This is a genomic window from Gammaproteobacteria bacterium CG11_big_fil_rev_8_21_14_0_20_46_22, assembly GCA_002796245.1.
Taxonomy (GTDB): domain Bacteria; phylum Pseudomonadota; class Gammaproteobacteria; order UBA12402; family UBA12402; genus 1-14-0-20-46-22.
In genome coordinates, this window is record PCWT01000065.1 from 16,712 (window position 1) to 34,194 (window position 17,483).

Here is a 17,483-nt window from a genome sequence, read left to right on the forward strand (position 1 = left end):
CCTATTCAGTGGCCTTGAATACAATATCCAACTCACGAGCGGCTTTCACGTCATCTAATCGACGCACCGGCATCGTGTGTGGCGCGGTTTTCACCCGCTCTGGGTTCGTTTCAGCTTCACGCTTAATCGCAATCATTGCATCAATAAAACGATCCAAGGTTTCTTGGGTTTCCGTTTCCGTCGGCTCAATCAATAAACATTCGGGTATGTGAATCGGAAAATACGTGGTCGGTGCGTGTATGCCGTAGTCCAATAAACGTTTGCCGTAGTCTTTTGCCGTCACACCATAGGCTTTGGCTTGATCAGACAAGGTGATAATAAACTCATGACTGGCACGACGGCCCGGGTAAGCGAGCTTAAAACCCGCATCCGATAATTTTTTCATGAGATAGTTGGCATTTAATGTGGCCATTTCCGCCACTTTTGGCATGCCCTCACGGCCCAACAAACGCGCGTAAATGTACGCACGCAACAAAACGCCGGCGTTGCCCATAAACGTGGACAAACGACCAATACTATTGGGCAAGTCACCTGGCTCACTGTAGCGATACGTGTCATTTTCTTTTAACACAATCGGGCCTGGCAAATACGGCTTTAAACGCTCACTCACGGCCACAGGGCCAGCACCGGGACCACCACCGCCATGCGGTGTAGCAAAGGTTTTGTGTAAATTAAAATGCAAGACATCAAAACCCATATCACCGGGGCGCACTTTACCGACAATCGCGTTTAAATTTGCGCCGTCGTAATACAGCAAACCGCCGGCTTCGTGCACTAATTTGGATACGGTTTGAATATCGCGCTCAAACACGCCCACCGTCGATGGGTTTGTCAGCATAATGCCGGCGGTACGCTCGCTTAAGGCCGCTTTTAAGGCTTCGACATTAATATCGCCATCTTCACCGGTTGGAATTTCTTTCACTTTAAAACCGCACATCACAGCAGACGCGGGGTTGGTGCCATGCGCTGCATCGGGCACAATGATTTCATCGCGGTTATGATCAGCGCGTGCTTCGTGATAGGCGCGTATCATCGCCACACCGGCCAACTCACCTTGTGCGCCCGCCATCGGCGTTAAGCTAGCACCCTTCATGCCCGTCACTTCAGCCAAATACGTTTGCAATTCATACGCCGCTTGCAAATACCCCTGGCTTGCACACACCGGGGCCAAAGGATGTCGATTGAGAAACCCTGGCAATGACGCACACTTATGGGCCGCACGCGGGTTGTACTTCATCGTGCATGAACCTAGCGGATAAAACTCGGCATCAATCGAGAAATTTTTACGCGAGAGATTCGTGAAATGGCGCACGACCTCAAGCTCAGAGACTTCTGGCAATAAAGCTTTATCTGTTCGCAACAGTGATTTACTGATCTTCGGCGACTTGCCTGAAGTTTTACACTGTAAACTTTTCGCACAACGGCTTTGACGTGATTTTTCAAAAATAATCATACACTCACCTTTGCAATCGCAGCTTCTAAGGCTTCTTTATATTGAGCCAATTGTTCTTCGGTTTTCACTTCGGTTACACACACCAGCAAGGTGTTTGTGTAAGCCGGATCAAACTGGCGTAGCGCCAAACCTGCGATGATTTTTTGTTTTTCCAGAATCGCCAAGACATCACTGGCTGCAACCGGCAGCTCCAAAGCAAACTCATACAAATTTTCACATTCGAAGCGGCGCTTCACGCCAGGAATTTCACACACACTTTCTAACAAGGCTTGCGCATGCTCGTGTGATTTTAAGGCCATTTTCTTTAAGCCCTCAAAACCTAGCAGGCTCATGAAAATCGTGGCGGCTGTCACCAATAAACCTTGATTCGTGCAAATATTAGATTTCGCTTTGCCGCGTCGAATGTGCTGCTCACGCGCTTGTAATGTTAGAGTGAAACCCGGCTTACCTTCGACATCCACTGTGCGCCCGACGATACGACCGGGTAATTGACGCACTAAAGGTTCACGACAGGTCATAAAACCAAAATACGGCCCCCCTGAAGCCATGGGGACACCCAAAGGCTGGCCATCACCACAGGCAATGTCTGCGCCTTTCTCGCCCCATTGGCCTGGCGGCTTTAAAAGTGACAACGTTAAAGGATTCACACAGCCGATCACGTGCATATTGTTTGAATGTGCCCAGTTTGTTAGCGCATCCACGTCTTCTAAGCCACCGAAGAAGTTAGGCTGTGCGATCGCTAGCGCAGCACACGCCACATCGCCTAAAACGTTCACATCAACCAAACCTGTTTTTTCATCAACACCCGTTTCAACGACTTCGATAGATTGCTCACCTAAAATTGTTTTAACTGTGTCACGATAGTACGGGTGTAAATTTCCCGCGACCAAGACCGCTTTATTTTTCACCGCACGATTATCACGCACCGCCATGAGCAAAGCTTCAGCCAAAGCCGTCGCGCCATCGTAAACCGACGCATTAGCGACATCCATTCCGGTTAAGCTTGCGATCATGGTTTGGTATTCGTAAATCACCTGCAAACCACCTTGGCTGGCTTCGGCTTGATACGGTGTATACGCCGTATAAAATTCACCGCGCCCCACCAGCTCCCAGACTGCCGCGGGAATAAAATGCTCGTAACTGCCCGCACCGATGTAATTCACAAACCCATCGTCTTTCGCCGCCAAAGCTTGCATATGTTGCGTCAAACGCATCTCAGACAGCGCTTCTGGCATATTCAATGCCGCAGTAAAGCGCAAGTCTTTAGGCACCTCATCAAACAAGGCATCCACTGAGCGCTCGCCCAGGGTCTTAAGCATCGATTCAATATCTTTTTCTGTGTGCGGAGTAAACGCCATGATCTGCTCGCTTATGAATTAGTGTTGTTCAGACGCAGCGTGTTGCTGGTAGGCTTCAGCCGATAATAAGTCATTCAACGTCGACTCGTCTGTGATTTCCATCTTGAACAACCAACCTTCACCGTAAGGATCGCTGTTGATGATTTCAGGGGTGTTATTTAAGGCTTCGTTCACTTCCGTGATCGTACCGGTGATGGGCGCATAAACGTCTGCCGCGGCTTTCACCGACTCCAACACACACACTTCGCTGCCGACCTGGGCGTCTTCATCCACTTCTGGCAACTCAACAAATACCAAGTCACCTAATAATTGTTGCGCGTGATCAGTCACGCCCACAACCACTAGACCGTTACCTTCAAGGCGCACCCACTCGTGCGACTGCGTGTATTTTAAATCAGCGGGAATATGGCTCATTAGTGTATCTCCTCAATCATAATTTTGCCTTTGCGCACAAACGGCAACTTCACCACGCGCGCATTTAATAATTTATTTCTCACTTCAACCTGCACAGTGTCACCGGGTGCTGCATGAATTCTTGCAAAGGCCACGCCTTTTTGCAGTGTCGGTGAAAATGTACCGCTCGTCGTCTCACCGATTTGTTTACCATCTTTAAAGACCGATAAATGCTCGCGCAACACACCGCGATCTAACAACACCAAACCCAACAACGCAGGATAACCGCCTTTAGCTTTAAGCATTTCTAGCGCTGATCGGCCGATAAAATCACGATTTTCCGGTACAAAGGCCACTGTCCATGCAACATTCGATTCCAAGGCATGATGCGATAAATCCATATCGTTGCCATAAAGATTTAAGCCTGCCTCAAGACGCAAAGTATCGCGCGCACCCAAACCGCAAGGCTTAATGTCACTCGTTAAACAAGCGTTCCAAAAGTGTTCAATCTCAGCCGCGGGCATCACCACTTCAAAACCGTCTTCGCCGGTATAACCCGTGCGCGCGACAAACACATCCCCACTTTCAGTAAAATAAAACGGTTTCAATGCACTGGCTTGATCCACGATCACTTTAGGCAAAGCTTTAGCCGCCTTTTCGCGTGCCGCGGGGCCCTGCACCGCCAGCATCGCCAAATCACTACGCACCTGATAATCGATATCAACATTAGCGGCTTGCTTCTCAAGCCAGGCCATATCGTCATCAAACGTTGCTGCGTTTAAAATCAAACGGTAGCCCTGCTCGCGTTTATAAATGATGAGATCATCTATGATGCCGGCTTGCTCATTACACATGACTGTGTAGAGCGCCTGGCCGGGCACAATTTTCGCCACATCGTTTGTAACCAAACGGCGTAGAAAATCCTCAAGCTCAGCACCTGTAAAATCCACTATCGTCATATGCGAAACATCGAACATACCCGCATCTTGACGCGCAGCATGGTGCTCTTCGATTTGTGAGCCATAGTGAATCGGCAAGGTCCAGCCGTGGAAATCCACAAGCTTGGCGCCCGCCTGTTCATGGGCCTGATGCAATGGTGTTTTTTTGCTCATTATTTTCCTCAAGCAAGAAGAATGTTGGCAGAGTATAACGATGGCCTTATCTGAACGCTAGGGGTTTTTATCCATAAAAACCGGCCGCGAAAACACGGCCGGCGAGCTGGAAAGATTAACTGCCAGAAGTGACAATTGGTGAATCAGGGAAGGTTTTTTGGTACAAAGCGCCGACAAAGTTACTGTTGCCACTGGCGTCTTTAATGGAGATCGCAGACCAAATTTGATGCGGCTGCGTCACGCATTTTTGCGCATCACCCGGGCCTGTGATCGAAAAGCTTTTGCTTTTCACAACGGGGCAAGCGCACATCGCTGTCGTAGCGTTTTTCACGGTACACGGCGCACCAACGACGGCGGGCAAGCCTCTAGCATCTGGGCTTCTAGCAGCAGCAGGCGTTTAAGCCAGGCTTGGGTATCGGTCAACTCAAGGCCCTTGTTGCGCAAAATATCGAGAAGCTGATTGTTATTGCTAAACAAGGCCTGGAACGCAGCCATGGTTTTTTGAAGCTTTAAAACGGGAAACACTCGAGCCTGATGGTAGCGCACTAAAATACGCTCATCACCGATCGGCAAATGCTCTGTTTTCGCCTTGTTCAATACATCCACAAGCCAGGCCACATCCATTAAACCTAAGTTTAAACCGAGCCCGGCCAAAGGGTGCATGGTGTGCGCTGCATCTGACACCAGAGCAATATGAGGGGCAACAAAGGATGCTGCCAAGCGCTCAATCAAGGGAAACGCCACACGCTCGCTTTGCACACTCACCTCACCCAGACGAGATTCAAATGCATGCTCCAAGGCCTTATTAAATACAGCCTTATCGAGCTCGCAATAACCTTGTGTTTGCTCATTCGGCAATGACCAGACAATCGATGAGCCGTGCAAATCCGCCAGCGGCAAAAACACCAAAGGCCCTGTGGGCATAAAACGCTGACACGCGCAATGAGCATGTGGCTTCTCATGTTTAACGGTCGCCACCAAGCCACTCTGACCATAACTCTTGGTTTTGAGCGCAATACCGGCGGCTTCGCGCACCCAAGAATGTGCACCATCTGCACCCACCAACACACTGGCTTCGTAACGTTCATCATTATCCAAAAGCACGATCACACTGTCTGTAAACTGTTTAAGGTGTCGCGCTTTGGCATAAACACGCTGCACCGAGGTCTCATTTAAGGCTTGCTCAAGCGCCAAGAGTAATTGTTTTTCTTCCACCACCGCGCTTAAAAACGACGCGCCACTTAAGCTCGCATCATAATGCACAGCGCCCTCTTGATTCCAAACTTCTACGGATTCAAAACGGCCGTAACGCGCAGCATCTAAGCGCTGCCACACACCTAAATTTGATAAGATCTTACGAGAAGATTCATTGATTGCGCGCACGCGCAGGTCAATATTGTCATCAAGCTCACCCAAGGCTTCACGCGGGTCAACCAGTAGCACGGAAAAGTCTTGTTTCGATAAAGCAATGGCCAGCGTTAAGCCGGCCACACCTGCGCCATTGATAATGACATCAAAACGTTTTAAGCCAGCCACTTCGCCACCTCTTTGGCGTAGTACGTCAAGATCGCATCAGCACCGGCGCGCTTGAACGCCATCAGGGTTTCCATCACACAATCTTGCTCTTTGAGCCAGCCGTTTTGCACAGCCGCTTTCAGCATGCTGTACTCGCCGCTCACATGATACACAAAGGTGGGCAGGCGAAAGGCGTCTTTGACTTCGCGCAAAATATCCAAATACAAGGTGCCGGGTTTTACCATCACGATATCCGCGCCTTCTTGAATATCCAGCGCCACTTCATGCAAAGCTTCATCACGGTTTTCAAAGGACATTTGATACGTGCGCTTATCCGCCTCAATACCTGCGGCACTCTTTGAAGCGATAGCATCGCGAAACGGGCTGTAAAATTTAGAGGCGTATTTAGCCGCGTAGGATAAAATCATCGCTTCATCAAAACCTTCGGCTTCGAACGCTTGGCGAATCGCGCCGACACGGCCATCCATCATATCCGAAGGAGCTACGATATCCACACCGGCACGCACCAAAGACAAGGCTTGCTTGACCAAGCTCTCAACGGTCACATCGTTTAAAATGCGACCCTGCTCATCCAAAATACCATCTTGCCCATGCGTGGTGTAAGGATCCAGCGCCACATCCACAATCACGCCCATCTCGGGGTATTGTTCTTTAATCGCACGCGTGGCTTGCTGCATCAAACCCTGATCATCATAAGCGTACTCAGCCATCAAGCTTTTGTGCGTATCCAGCTTTGGAAACAAGGCCACGGCCGGCACGCCGAGCACGGCTAACTCATCGACCTCTTTGAGCAACTCATCAATCGTTAAGCGCGAAACACCGGGCATTGAGGCAATCGGCTCGCGGACCCCTTCACCCTCGATCACAAAAATCGGCTGGATTAAATCATCTACCGTTAGATGATGTTGGGCGACCAAACGACGCGAAAACGCTTTAGCGCGCACACGGCGCATGCGGGTATTGGGATAATGTCGGTTAAATAACATAGTTCAAGCCCCGTATTTTTTTGCGAGTATACGCGTTTTTTACAGGGCTTTAAAGACTGATTAGGCTATGCGCCAGGGCTATGCGCGCATGGAGAATAGCCGTCAGATGGTGAGTTTGGTGGTGGTGGCGCTGATAGTGAGTTTGGTGGCGCTGGCGGTGGTGGGGCTGGCTGACTAAAAAACCCCACCCCCCTATGACTAACACGGCTTAACCTAGCCCCAAAGTCCTTGAGCGTCTGCTTGATCTTTTCAGCCTCATCCATCGGCTCATTTTTCAAGTAATGCTCAAACTGAGTGCGAATGTAATGCAATAACTCCGTTACAGTATAAGAGCCAACGTCAACTGGAATTTTGTCGGCGATAGCCTGAATAAATGCTGGCCATTGCTGTGAAATACGTGTTCTAAGTGCACCTAGCGCCTGTGAAAAAAAGCGGGCTCCTACCTGCCCTTTAGCAAAAAGGCGGCACAATGCCTGAACCATAATCGTCAACAATGAATACACATCATCTTCTTGCTTAGGCACGTAATCAGCCCTCGCTCGCCTATCTGTAATATAACCCACCGAGCCATTGCGAGGCAGATCATGCTTTACTTCACCCTCAAAATGCCCGCAACCAAAATCTATAATTCGGACGCGCAACGTTTGTGGATCAAGCACAATATTTGCCGTACTTATATCACAATGGACAAAGTGGCCTAAGCCATTAGCTTGCACAACAGAAGCGTTATTGATTGTACGGCGAAGCTTTATTAGCTTACCAACCATTTTTTTAAGTACCCTCAATATATCGCTCAGATTAAACTGGGTTTCTTTGCCATAAAGATAAGCATGCAATGAGGTGCCAAACGCCGGATCATAAGGAAAGCTAATTGCATAACGCTGATACCCTTGAAAAGGTTGTGAATGAAGCAACAAAAGCTCAAGTGCCGCACCATGCACAATGCTTAAAAAAAAGACTTCTCGGGAAAATGCGCCTCCAGGCGCCAGGAAAGCCCCCTCTGATACAGCATAAAAAAAAAGCTTTAGCACGCGTGCAGACTCGGGGCTTGCCAAAACCACTCCAAAGCTTCCTTTACCAAGCTTGGTCCCATACAAAACGTTTCCAGGCCACCTTTCTGCTATTATCGAGTCCCCCTCGGAAAAAAGCTCCAACGTAGTATACGCACGCCCAGCAACAAGCTTCCTTATTGCGTCACCATAAACCTGTTCATACTCTGGCATATACTTCTCACCTAACATTTAATCAAAGGTTCTTAGGGCCGGCAGCAGCAGCGGCAATATCAGCGGCGGCAGCAGGCAAACTGTACGGCGAAGGTGGGGTGGTGGGAAGCCGAAACGTTGCGCTTGAAGCAGCACTGACACGCAGCTCAGCATTGAGCCTCAGCTCAAACATTTGCTGTGCAATTGTTAAGGCCGACAATGCCTGTGTCGCTTTTTGAAACGCGCCTATTCGTTTCTCCATCACAGAATGCAGACTAGCAATATAAGCCTGAAGGTATTTTTGCGGCGAATCGGATTCAAGCAAGCGATCAGCACACACAAAATATCGCAAAGCCATGGCCATCATAGACGCACGTCCAAGTCCTGCGGAGCAGTGCACCAACACAGGCTGACCCGACGCCAAGATTCTCGCGGCTTCAAGCAATGCTGCAAGCTGGTCATTATTCAATGCTTCAGGTGCAGCGCCGTCGGGCAACGTGATCTGAAACACAGGAATATTATTACAATGTCGCCTAAGCCCACTCTCATCATCAGATTGGGCTTGAGCATAATGATAAAAATCAAATCGTTCACCGCTTTCGACCTGCGCAGAATCGACCCCCAGCGCAACCACGGCTTTGACACGTCTATCAAGCAACGCCTTAATAAATAAGCCTCTAACTTTACTCTCACCATCCAAGTGTTCTGCCAAGCAGGCTCTAGGCCCTTGCGAGGTATAAAGTGGTAAGCCATCAAAAAGCTGAATATACGGCCACGGTTCAAAACCACCGCCTTGCTCGCTTGATTTAAGCGCGCGCTGTGCAATACGATACGCCCAATAAGGCATACGCAATACAGCCGATAAACGATACTCTTGCTCAGTAAACTGTAAGGGATCACTACCAAAGCTTGTCTCCTCCTCGGCCAGCACAGTCAATAAGCCAGACCTTAGCAAATCACCGCGTGACCAAATAAGTGCATTTATGATGACTTGAGAAACCTCGTCCGAACAAAGAGCGCCCCATTGTTCAAAAAGAGGATCCACTTCATCAGAACCAAAGTGTGCAAGCACCCGATCATACCAACTTCGCCGATCAGCGCAATCCTGAACAGCCAGCAACTCACGTTTAAAGAAAACCAAAAAGTCCTCAAGCTGCTTCACGTCATTTTCTTCAAGGGAAAACTCAAACCCAGGAGCAAGCAACGCGGCCTGGAAGTTTAAATCCAGCACCGAAGCGGTAAGCTCATCAAGACTTAAGCGCTTTTCACAGGTTTCTATCTCTTCAATCAACGCCTTTAATTTATCAATCTGACCGTACATATTCTCTCCTTTTTAATCATTATTCATTTTGCCGTCACATCGCACTTTTTCTTGCAAGTGCATCAGCAGCATCAGGAGGCTGCTCACCCGAAAATCCGGCTCGCAATGGCGAAAGCCCTCGACGGTTAACCATAGCATCAACCGAAGTAGAAAGACGCAAATCATACTCATGGTTAAACAAGGCACTGGCTATCTTCAAGCTATTCACTGCTTGCATCGGTGTCAAAAAAGCGCCTGCGCGTGATTCGCGAAATTGATTGATATAATGCCCCAAACAATCTGGTGTTATCTCATTTATATTTTGAGGCAAATATTTCCCAGCATTCAGATACCAATCGATCGCGCCAATAATCATCGCAGAGCGCCCATAGCCCGATCTGCAGTGCACCAAGACTTTGGTCTCCGGACGCTTCAAAGCCTGTGCAACTTCATACAACGTCGCAATTTGATGGTGTGTTAACGGTTCTGCCGTCATATCAACAATATCAAACTGGTAGGCCTTGGTATCAGGCAAACCGTCTAAATCATGGGTTGCGACACCATCACCCCAAATCGTAGCACCCAAACTCTCAAGCGGCGGCTCGGGTTTTTTCCAATAGGGGTAAAAATCCTTTCTGTCACAATCGCCCAAAGCAATGCAATAATCTACTTTCAACTGGCTTAAAGCATTAGCAAAATTTTTAGCCTGCTCTTCTGACTCATAAGGACCTTGACTGATAAACAGGCCGGTCTCGCCCACAGGGAAAAAGTCAAAACCTTCAATATATTGGCGACGCGGGTAAGCGCCCTCCCGGGTTTCACGGTCAGTGATATCATAATACGGCTCTTGATAGCTCAAAACTTCTGCAAGATTCAAATAGCCAGGCGTCTCGACTATCTCCCACATAGAATCAGCGTAGCGCTTTAGAATCGCAAGATCGTCTGATCCAAGCGCATCGAAAGGTGAAGAGCTGCTTTCATACAAAACGGTGGGTTTATTTTGGTCAGAGGTGCGACGGTCATCACAGACAGCCTTAAGTTCCTCATAATTTCTCTGAATAACCGCAATATCCAAAGCCGGTGAAAAACACTCAAAGTGGTCCGAAAGTTGGAGAAGTTGCGCTGGCTCGACCAGGAGTCTATTATCAATATCCGCCTGCGCACAGCTTATGGCCATCGCCTTGGCTCGCTCGATCAGCGCCTCAGAAGTCACTTGATCCGCTGCTTCATTACTCACCCGCAGCAAGCACTTAATTTTATCGTGTGGTGTGGTCATTGTTTCGACTCTTTTAACTCAAGCCCAAAGTCTGGCAAGGTTTTATTAAGCCAACCTTAAGAAACCAAGCCATTATCAGGAATAAATTCAAGGCGATGGAGAGTGGCAAGGCAAATGTTCGTGAATCAACTCGGTGATCATTACAAGATTCCGGCTGAGCGCTCCATCAGACTCACAAAGCTTCAACAGCAAAGAAAACAATGAGTTTTTCTCATCACCCAAAGACTTATCACACGGTTGAATAAAGTCATCCAATTTGTGCTTAAGTTCAGTACTGGGTTTTTGATCCCGCACTATACCTGCCACACCCAAGTAAAGCTGAAAGAGCGCAAGCAAACTATTAGCACTATATTGGTCATTATCGCACTGAACCAACAAAGAATTGCCTTTACCGATAGCTTTTGCAACATTTAACAGATGAGTGATTTGATCATCCGTTAAATCATTCGGATCCAGAAAACCAAGATCAAATTGACAATAAACTGTACCGCTTTCCGAAGAACCGACTCGCACACCTTTTTGACTAAATAGTTCACCCGTCCAAGGAGATTGCACAGGTAACAGGCGAGGTAAAGCGTTTAAACGACACAACTCGATAACGACACTAAACTTACCGCTATTAACCGCGGCTTTGTACTGCATACGTTCAGCAACTGATGCCCGAGACGCGGTAGAAATGTATACACGTTCAGGAGAAGATTCGTCATCCGTCGTGACTTTTGGCACAGGGGGTAATGCCTTTACTCTTTCCGCTAGCGCTGCAAGGATTTGGGCGTCAGATTTTCCCATTAGCCAACCTCATTGTTGTTTTTGTGATCAAAGTATACACTGCCATCATTAAGCAAATATTAACGAAACCCTTCACATGTTGGCATCCACGAAACAAGGCCTAGTACTCACACTTCATGGGCAAAATCTGCACATTGATTTTTTAAGCCCCGCTTTTCATAAACGCTTGCGCGAAACCGGGCAAAAATCGCCGTTATTTAAAGCCATCGGTAATGACAAGCACATCAGCGTGCTGGACATGACCGCAGGTCTTGGGCGCGACACCTTTTTGCTCGCCCATCGCGGGCATCGTGTCACCGCCGTTGAGCAATCCGCCGAGCTTTTTGCCTTATTAAGCGATGCGCTCAAGCGCGCGGAAGCACGCTACCCGGAAACCCTCTCACGGATCACCTTACTTCATGGCGACAGTCTTGGGCTGATTCAAACACTGCCGGCGCATGACATCGTCTATTGTGACCCCATGTTTCCCGAGCGAAAAAAATCGGCGCTGGTTAAAAAAGACATGCAGATCATGCAGCAACTTTTGGGTCATGGCGATAATGCTGAAGCTTTGCTTGCCGCGGCACTCAGTCATGCGCAAAAACGCACGGTGTTAAAGCGACCCAAACTTAGCGACATTCTCGGCAAACCGAGCTTTAGCCAGACCAGCAAAACCCACCGCTTTGATGTTTACCTGTAGCAACCGTCATTCCCGCGCAGACGGGAATCCATGGATCCCGGATAAACGCTATGCGTTTTCCGGGATAACGAACAGACGCGTACGATCAAACAAACGCACATTAGACTTCAAGGCCAACACCGGTATAATGGCCGCTTCGCCCCGGTAGCTCAGCTGGATAGAGCGGCCCCCTCCTAAGGGGCAGGTCGAAGGTTCGAATCCTTTCTGGGGCGCAATGAAGGCAGTTTATGGAAACGATCTCACAATTAGTCCACATTATTTTGCACCTGGATGTCTATCTCGCCCTGTTCTTCCACAACTATGGCGCCACGGCTTACGGCATTTTATTTTTGATCATTTTTTGTGAAACGGGTTTAGTGATCACTCCGTTTTTACCCGGTGACTCGCTTTTGTTTGCCGCCGGCGCCTTAGCCGCCAGTCAACCGCAAGCGGTGGACATTGGCTCGCTAATCACCCTGCTGATCATCGCCGCCATTCTCGGGGACTCCAGCAATTACTGGATAGGCCGCAAGTTTGGGCGCTTGTTATTCAAAAACCCAGCCAGCCGTATCTTTAAACGCCAATATTTACACTACACCGAAAAATTTTACGAAAAATACGGCGCCAAAACCGTGGTGCTCGCGCGCTTTTTGCCGATTGTTCGCACCTTCGCCCCCTTTGTGGCAGGCATTGCCACCATGCCTTATGCCTTCTTTTTGCGCTTTAGTGTGCTAGGCTCTATCGCCTGGATCGGGCTTCTGAGCCTTGCCGGTTATTGGTTTGGCAAAATCCCGCTGGTGAAAAACCATTTCTCCCTCGTGATTTTACTCATCATCGTTTTGAGCGTTTTACCTGCAATTAGAGAGCTTCTTCGGTCTCGCAGACGGAGTAAGCCTTGACACAATGGCATTGGCGGTAAAATGCAGCCTGGGTTGATAAGCCTAGCGAAGCTAACCCGGGTTTTCAGTGCTTCGCATTTCAACCCAAGCTACTTTTCTGGGTCCATGTGGCCTGGCTTATCTTCGTATTACTCACCAACCCAATTAAAAGATGCACTCGCAAAACATCGACTTTCAAAGCCAAATCGCATACAGTAAGCCCACTAAAAACGACGGCGAGGCGACCCCGTGGCACACATTACCAACTTCATCCGCAACAAAATCGATGAAGACATCCAAGCGAATAAAAACGATGGCAAAGTGATTACACGTTTTCCACCGGAGCCGAACGGTTATCTGCACATCGGCCATGCCAAAGCGATTTGCATCAACTTCGGCATCGCCCAAGATTACAAGCGCGGGCCCTGCTATTTGCGCATGGACGACACCAACCCGCTTAAAGAAGACCAAGAATACATCGACGCCATTAAAGCCGACGTAGCCTGGCTGGGTTTTGATTGGGGCGATCACTTCACTTACGCTTCGGATTACTTTGATATTTTTTACGACGTCGCCATCAAACTCATCAAAGAAGGCAAAGCGTATGTCTGCAGCTTAAACGCCGAGCAAATGCGCGAATACCGCGGCACCCTCACCGAACCCGGTAAAAACAGCCCAGATCGCGATCGCACAGTCGAAGAAAATTTAAACTTATTCGAACGTATGAAAGCCGGCGAATTTGCCGACGGCCAATACACTTTGCGCGCGAAAATTGACATGAGCGCCAGCAATATCAATCTGCGCGACCCTGCCTTGTACCGCATTCGCAAAGCACACCATCACCGCACCGGTGATACTTGGTGCATCTACCCCATGTATGATTTCGCACATGCCTTGGAAGACACGATTGAACACATCACCCATTCGCTATGCTCACTCGAATTCCAAGACCATCGCCCTTTGTACAATTGGTTTGTCGAACACTCAGGCCTTGAGGCACGCCCACAGCAAATTGAATTCTCGCGTTTAAACTTAAACTACACGGTCACGAGCAAGCGCAAGCTCAAACAACTGGTGGATGAAAAACACGTGACCGGCTGGGATGATCCGCGCATGCCAACCTTAGCCGGCGCAAGACGCCGTGGATTTACGCCACGGGCCATCCGAAGCTTCATCGATCACGTTGGTGTGTCGAAAGTGAACTCCACGATTGACTTTAGTATTCTAGAGCAGCACGTGCGCGATGATTTAAACACCCATGCCGAGCGCCGCATGGCCGTGCTCGACCCCATCGAAGTGATCATCAGCAACTATCCCGACAACGAAAGTGAAATGTTAAGTGTTGCGAATCACCCGCAAAACGAAGCACTGGGCCGTCGTGAGCTACCTTTTTCAAAGCGCTTATACATCGAGCGTGAGGATTTTGATGAAAACCCACCCAAAGGGTTTCACCGCCTCACACCGGAAACACCCGCTCGCTTACTCAATGCCTACGTGATCGAGTGTCAAGAGATCATTAAAAACGAACAAGGCAAGGTCACTCAATTAATCTGCCGCTACCTACCAGAAACCCTGGGCGGCAAAAAACCCGAAGACGGGCGCAAAATCAAAGGCATCATTCACTGGTTATCCGCCGACCACGCTGTAGACGCCACCGTGCGTTTGTATGACCGATTATTTAAAGACGAAGACCCAGGCAAGCTTGAGAATTTCTTAGAAGCAATCAACCCCGATTCTTTAGACATCAAACACGCAAAAGTTGAAGCCAGTCTCGCCCATACACAACCTGAAGCTGCGTTTCAATTTAACCGCTTAGGGTATTTCTGCGCAGACCGCTTTGATCACAGCGCAAGCTCGCCGTGTTTTAACAAGATCGTGGGCCTTAGAGACACTTGGCAAAACAAGGTTTAAAACAATTCGCTAAGCGCATCGGATAAACGCTCAACCGCTTTGACTTCGATATCGGGCAAGGGTTTTTTCGGTGCATTGGCTTTCGGTACAATCGCGCGTTTAAACCCGTGCTTGGCTGCTTCTTTTAAACGCGCTTCGCCATTAGGCACGGGGCGTATTTCACCGCCCAGACCCACCTCGCCAAACACAATCACTTCGCGTGATAAGGGCCTATTTTTCAAGCTTGAAACGGCTGCGAGCAAAATCGCCAAATCAGCTGCGGTTTCTGAAACGCGCATACCGCCCACAATGTTTACAAACACATCTTGTTGATGGCAAGAAATCCCCGTGTGTTTATTCAACACCGCCAGTAACATGGCTAAACGGTTTTGATCCAGCCCAACTGTTACACGCTTGGTGTAGCCGGATTCATTATCATCCAAAAGCGCTTGCACCTCGAGCAGCAAAGGTCTGCTGCCTTCCCAAGCAGCCATCAACACACTGCCTGATTGCTCTGGCATGTCTTTGGATAAAAAAATCGCCGAAGGGTTACTCACCGGTTTCAAGCCGCCTTCGAGCATGGCGAAAATACCCAATTCATTGACCGCACCGAAACGATTTTTGATCGCGCGGATCACACGGTAGCGACTACTGCCCTCACCTTCGAAATATAAAACAGTATCCACCATGTGCTCGAGCACGCGCGGCCCGGCAATCGTGCCCTCTTTGGTCACATGCCCCACAATAAATAACGTGATGTTTGTCGTTTTGGCAAAGCGAACCAATTGCGCTGCACTTTCGCGCACTTGACTCACAGAGCCAGGGGCTGCACTTAAATGCTCGGTAAAAATGGTTTGAATGGAGTCGACCACCATCACTTGAGGCTTCAGCTTTTTCGCTTTAGTCATGATGTTTTCGACTTGCGTATCAGCTAACAATGAAAGCTCATCGGCCTTAAGCTGCAAGCGCTTCGCGCGTGAGGCCACTTGCGACAGCGATTCCTCACCGGTGACATACAAGACAGAATGTTTGGCTTGGGAGAGGTCCGTGAGCACTTGCAATAACAAGGTCGATTTGCCCACACCGGGGCTGCCACCAATCAACACCACCGAACCCTGAACGATACCACCACCCAAAACGCGATTAAACTCTTGCATCGGCGTTTGAATGCGCGCCTCAGATTCCAGGGAAACATCTTTTAACGAGGTAATATCCGCGGCTTTTTCACCGGCATAGCCTTTCAGTTTATCCGCAACCTTAGCGCTTGTAGCCGGCGCCTCTTCAACCAGGCTATTCCAGGCACCACACTCGCCGCATGGCCCTGACCATTTAGGAAATTGTGAGCCGCATTTTTGGCAAGCGAAAATCGTTTTCATACAGTGCGCCGTGTTTAATTCAAACAACCATTATACGAAGGAGCAGAGGATTTTAAAGCGGTATTTTAGGGTCTGTGGCAACCGTCTTCCGACGCGTTGGCCCGTGGATGTAGTTTGGATTGGCGAACGCAGTGAGGATAACCCAGGGAAATTTAAACCCGGGCTTTCAATGCTTCACATTTCAACCCAGGTTACACAAGATGCTTGCCGCGCAAGACACTCATTACGATTCGTTATTGGCTTTCTCAACCACCAAACCTAAGCGGTACTCAGCCAGCTCTTCCGATAAATCAGCACCCAAGGGACAGTAGGGTAATAAAGTTTCAAAGACTTTGGCTTGTTCGCCAAATAGCTCTCGAAGCTCATTCAAACACACTGCCGCGCTGTCCAAATGGCCCATAGCCAGACCACGCTTAATCAAACTTTGTAAAAAAAGCCCGCGATCCGCGCTGTCGTCGCCGAGCTTATCCGTACAGTGATCCACTTCGCAGCAATACATAGGCTTTTTTCTTTTTATTCTTCAGGGGCTCAGATTGTAGGTCAAAAATTGACCGATGTCGACCTATTTCTTTTGAACCCACTTGCCATTTTGACGGCAAGCCACGCCGTGCACCTTCTCAGGTTTACCATCAATGGTCACCAGCATCGTGTAATCTCGACACGGTTTACCATCGTGATAATAGGTTTTCGTCGGGGTCATACGGTAGTGACGATGATTATCCGGGTTGCTCCAGCTAGAAGACTGGCCCGTGCGGTTGTCTTCCAAGGCCTGCTGGGCTTTGAGCTTGTCCGTTTCATCCATATTTTTACCAATAGCGCCGCCGATGACAGCGCCCAAAACAGCACCACCCACAGCTGCCACAATCTGGCCACTGCCGCCGCCGAACTGGCTACCCACCAAACCACCTACGGCACCGCCGGTGATCACACCGACATCTTGCTTTGTCATATTTGAACACGCCACCAGGCTCAACGATAGAGCGCCAATCAGTGCGTATGTCATTGTTTTTTTCATAAAAAGGCCTTTGTGATGATTAAAATTGAAGCAGATTGTACTATGAAAGTCATCATGGAACAAATATGAATTTTCTCGTAACGAGCCTGGCTCCCACAGAATTTATCCCTTGATATCAGAACAAGCGTACAATATATTAAGCAAACTGATTAACAAACACGCCTATATTTTGCTAGAAAAGATCAAAAACAAGCTACCTCGGTATGTATTTATAAGTTTCTTTGGGTGGGGCTGTAGGGCTATAATAGCCATCTGCCAATT

Annotated in this window: 17 protein-coding genes and 1 tRNA gene; 4 read left to right on the plus strand and 14 right to left on the minus strand. The window is 48.8% G+C overall.

Annotation, left to right across the window (positions count from 1 at the left end; translation table 11 throughout):
• Position 1: 1 nt before the first annotated feature.
• The 11 genes from COV52_09270 to COV52_09320 all read right to left on the minus strand — a co-directional run bounded on the left by COV52_09270 (position 2) and on the right by COV52_09320 (position 11,405).
• A complete protein-coding gene (locus COV52_09270; GenBank protein ID PIR10321.1) occupies positions 2-1,453 on the minus strand; it encodes a glycine dehydrogenase (aminomethyl-transferring) in 1,452 nt (483 codons plus the stop codon).
• Positions 1,450-2,811, minus strand: coding sequence for an aminomethyl-transferring glycine dehydrogenase (locus COV52_09275; GenBank protein PIR10322.1), 1,362 nt, complete (start codon positions 2,809-2,811; stop codon positions 1,450-1,452). The genes COV52_09270 and COV52_09275 overlap by 4 nt, the downstream gene beginning before the upstream one ends.
• Before the next feature lie 18 nt (positions 2,812-2,829).
• Complete coding sequence (gene gcvH / locus COV52_09280) at positions 2,830-3,225, minus strand: glycine cleavage system protein H (GenBank protein PIR10323.1); 396 nt, start codon at positions 3,223-3,225, stop codon at positions 2,830-2,832.
• Positions 3,225-4,316 (minus strand): glycine cleavage system protein T, encoded by a 1,092-nt coding sequence (gene gcvT / locus COV52_09285; protein PIR10324.1) that lies wholly within the window; start codon positions 4,314-4,316, stop codon positions 3,225-3,227. Before gcvT ends, gcvH begins: the two co-directional genes overlap by 1 nt.
• A gap of 115 nt (positions 4,317-4,431) precedes the next feature.
• On the minus strand, positions 4,432-4,647 hold the full coding sequence (locus tag COV52_09290; GenBank protein ID PIR10325.1) for a hypothetical protein: 216 nt from the start codon (positions 4,645-4,647) through the stop codon (positions 4,432-4,434).
• Complete coding sequence (locus COV52_09295) at positions 4,644-5,852, minus strand: hypothetical protein (GenBank protein PIR10326.1); 1,209 nt, start codon at positions 5,850-5,852, stop codon at positions 4,644-4,646. The genes COV52_09290 and COV52_09295 overlap by 4 nt, the downstream gene beginning before the upstream one ends.
• The gene (locus tag COV52_09300) at positions 5,840-6,838 is read right to left on the minus strand and encodes a porphobilinogen synthase (protein PIR10327.1); all 999 of its coding nucleotides are present in this window, start codon (positions 6,836-6,838) and stop codon (positions 5,840-5,842) included. The genes COV52_09295 and COV52_09300 overlap by 13 nt, the downstream gene beginning before the upstream one ends.
• 65 nt (positions 6,839-6,903) lie before the next feature.
• The gene (locus COV52_09305; GenBank protein PIR10328.1) at positions 6,904-7,899 is read right to left on the minus strand and encodes a hypothetical protein; all 996 of its coding nucleotides are present in this window, start codon (positions 7,897-7,899) and stop codon (positions 6,904-6,906) included.
• Between the two features lie 184 nt (positions 7,900-8,083).
• Positions 8,084-9,361, minus strand: coding sequence for a hypothetical protein (locus COV52_09310; GenBank protein ID PIR10329.1), 1,278 nt, complete (start codon positions 9,359-9,361; stop codon positions 8,084-8,086).
• A gap of 34 nt (positions 9,362-9,395) precedes the next feature.
• On the minus strand, positions 9,396-10,616 hold the full coding sequence (locus COV52_09315; GenBank protein PIR10330.1) for a hypothetical protein: 1,221 nt from the start codon (positions 10,614-10,616) through the stop codon (positions 9,396-9,398).
• An 87-nt stretch (positions 10,617-10,703) separates the two neighbouring features.
• Entirely contained in the window at positions 10,704-11,405 is a 702-nt protein-coding gene (locus COV52_09320; protein ID PIR10331.1) for a hypothetical protein, read from the minus strand.
• Between the two features lie 76 nt (positions 11,406-11,481).
• On the opposite strand from COV52_09320, the gene COV52_09325 reads away from it, so the two are divergent.
• The 4 genes from COV52_09325 to COV52_09340 all read left to right on the plus strand — a co-directional run bounded on the left by COV52_09325 (position 11,482) and on the right by COV52_09340 (position 14,852).
• Positions 11,482-12,084 carry a hypothetical protein gene (locus tag COV52_09325; GenBank protein ID PIR10332.1) on the plus strand — a complete coding sequence of 201 codons (603 nt, stop codon included), beginning with the start codon at positions 11,482-11,484 and terminating at the stop codon, positions 12,082-12,084.
• A gap of 138 nt (positions 12,085-12,222) precedes the next feature.
• A tRNA-Arg gene (locus COV52_09330) sits at positions 12,223-12,299 on the plus strand.
• 12 nt (positions 12,300-12,311) lie between these two features.
• A complete protein-coding gene (locus COV52_09335; protein ID PIR10333.1) occupies positions 12,312-12,962 on the plus strand; it encodes a hypothetical protein in 651 nt (216 codons plus the stop codon).
• Positions 12,963-13,190: 228 nt separating this feature from the next.
• The gene (locus COV52_09340; GenBank protein PIR10334.1) at positions 13,191-14,852 is read left to right on the plus strand and encodes a glutamine--tRNA ligase; all 1,662 of its coding nucleotides are present in this window, start codon (positions 13,191-13,193) and stop codon (positions 14,850-14,852) included.
• On the opposite strand, the gene COV52_09345 is transcribed toward COV52_09340, so the two are convergent.
• From COV52_09345 to COV52_09355, 3 genes are all read right to left on the minus strand, one after another.
• Positions 14,849-16,207, minus strand: coding sequence for a DNA repair protein RadA (locus COV52_09345; GenBank protein PIR10335.1), 1,359 nt, complete (start codon positions 16,205-16,207; stop codon positions 14,849-14,851). The genes COV52_09340 and COV52_09345 overlap by 4 nt on opposite strands.
• A gap of 223 nt (positions 16,208-16,430) precedes the next feature.
• Positions 16,431-16,706, minus strand: coding sequence for a hypothetical protein (locus COV52_09350; protein PIR10336.1), 276 nt, complete (start codon positions 16,704-16,706; stop codon positions 16,431-16,433).
• Positions 16,707-16,769: 63 nt separating this feature from the next.
• Entirely contained in the window at positions 16,770-17,222 is a 453-nt protein-coding gene (locus COV52_09355; GenBank protein PIR10337.1) for a hypothetical protein, read from the minus strand.
• Positions 17,223-17,483 lie beyond the last annotated feature (261 nt).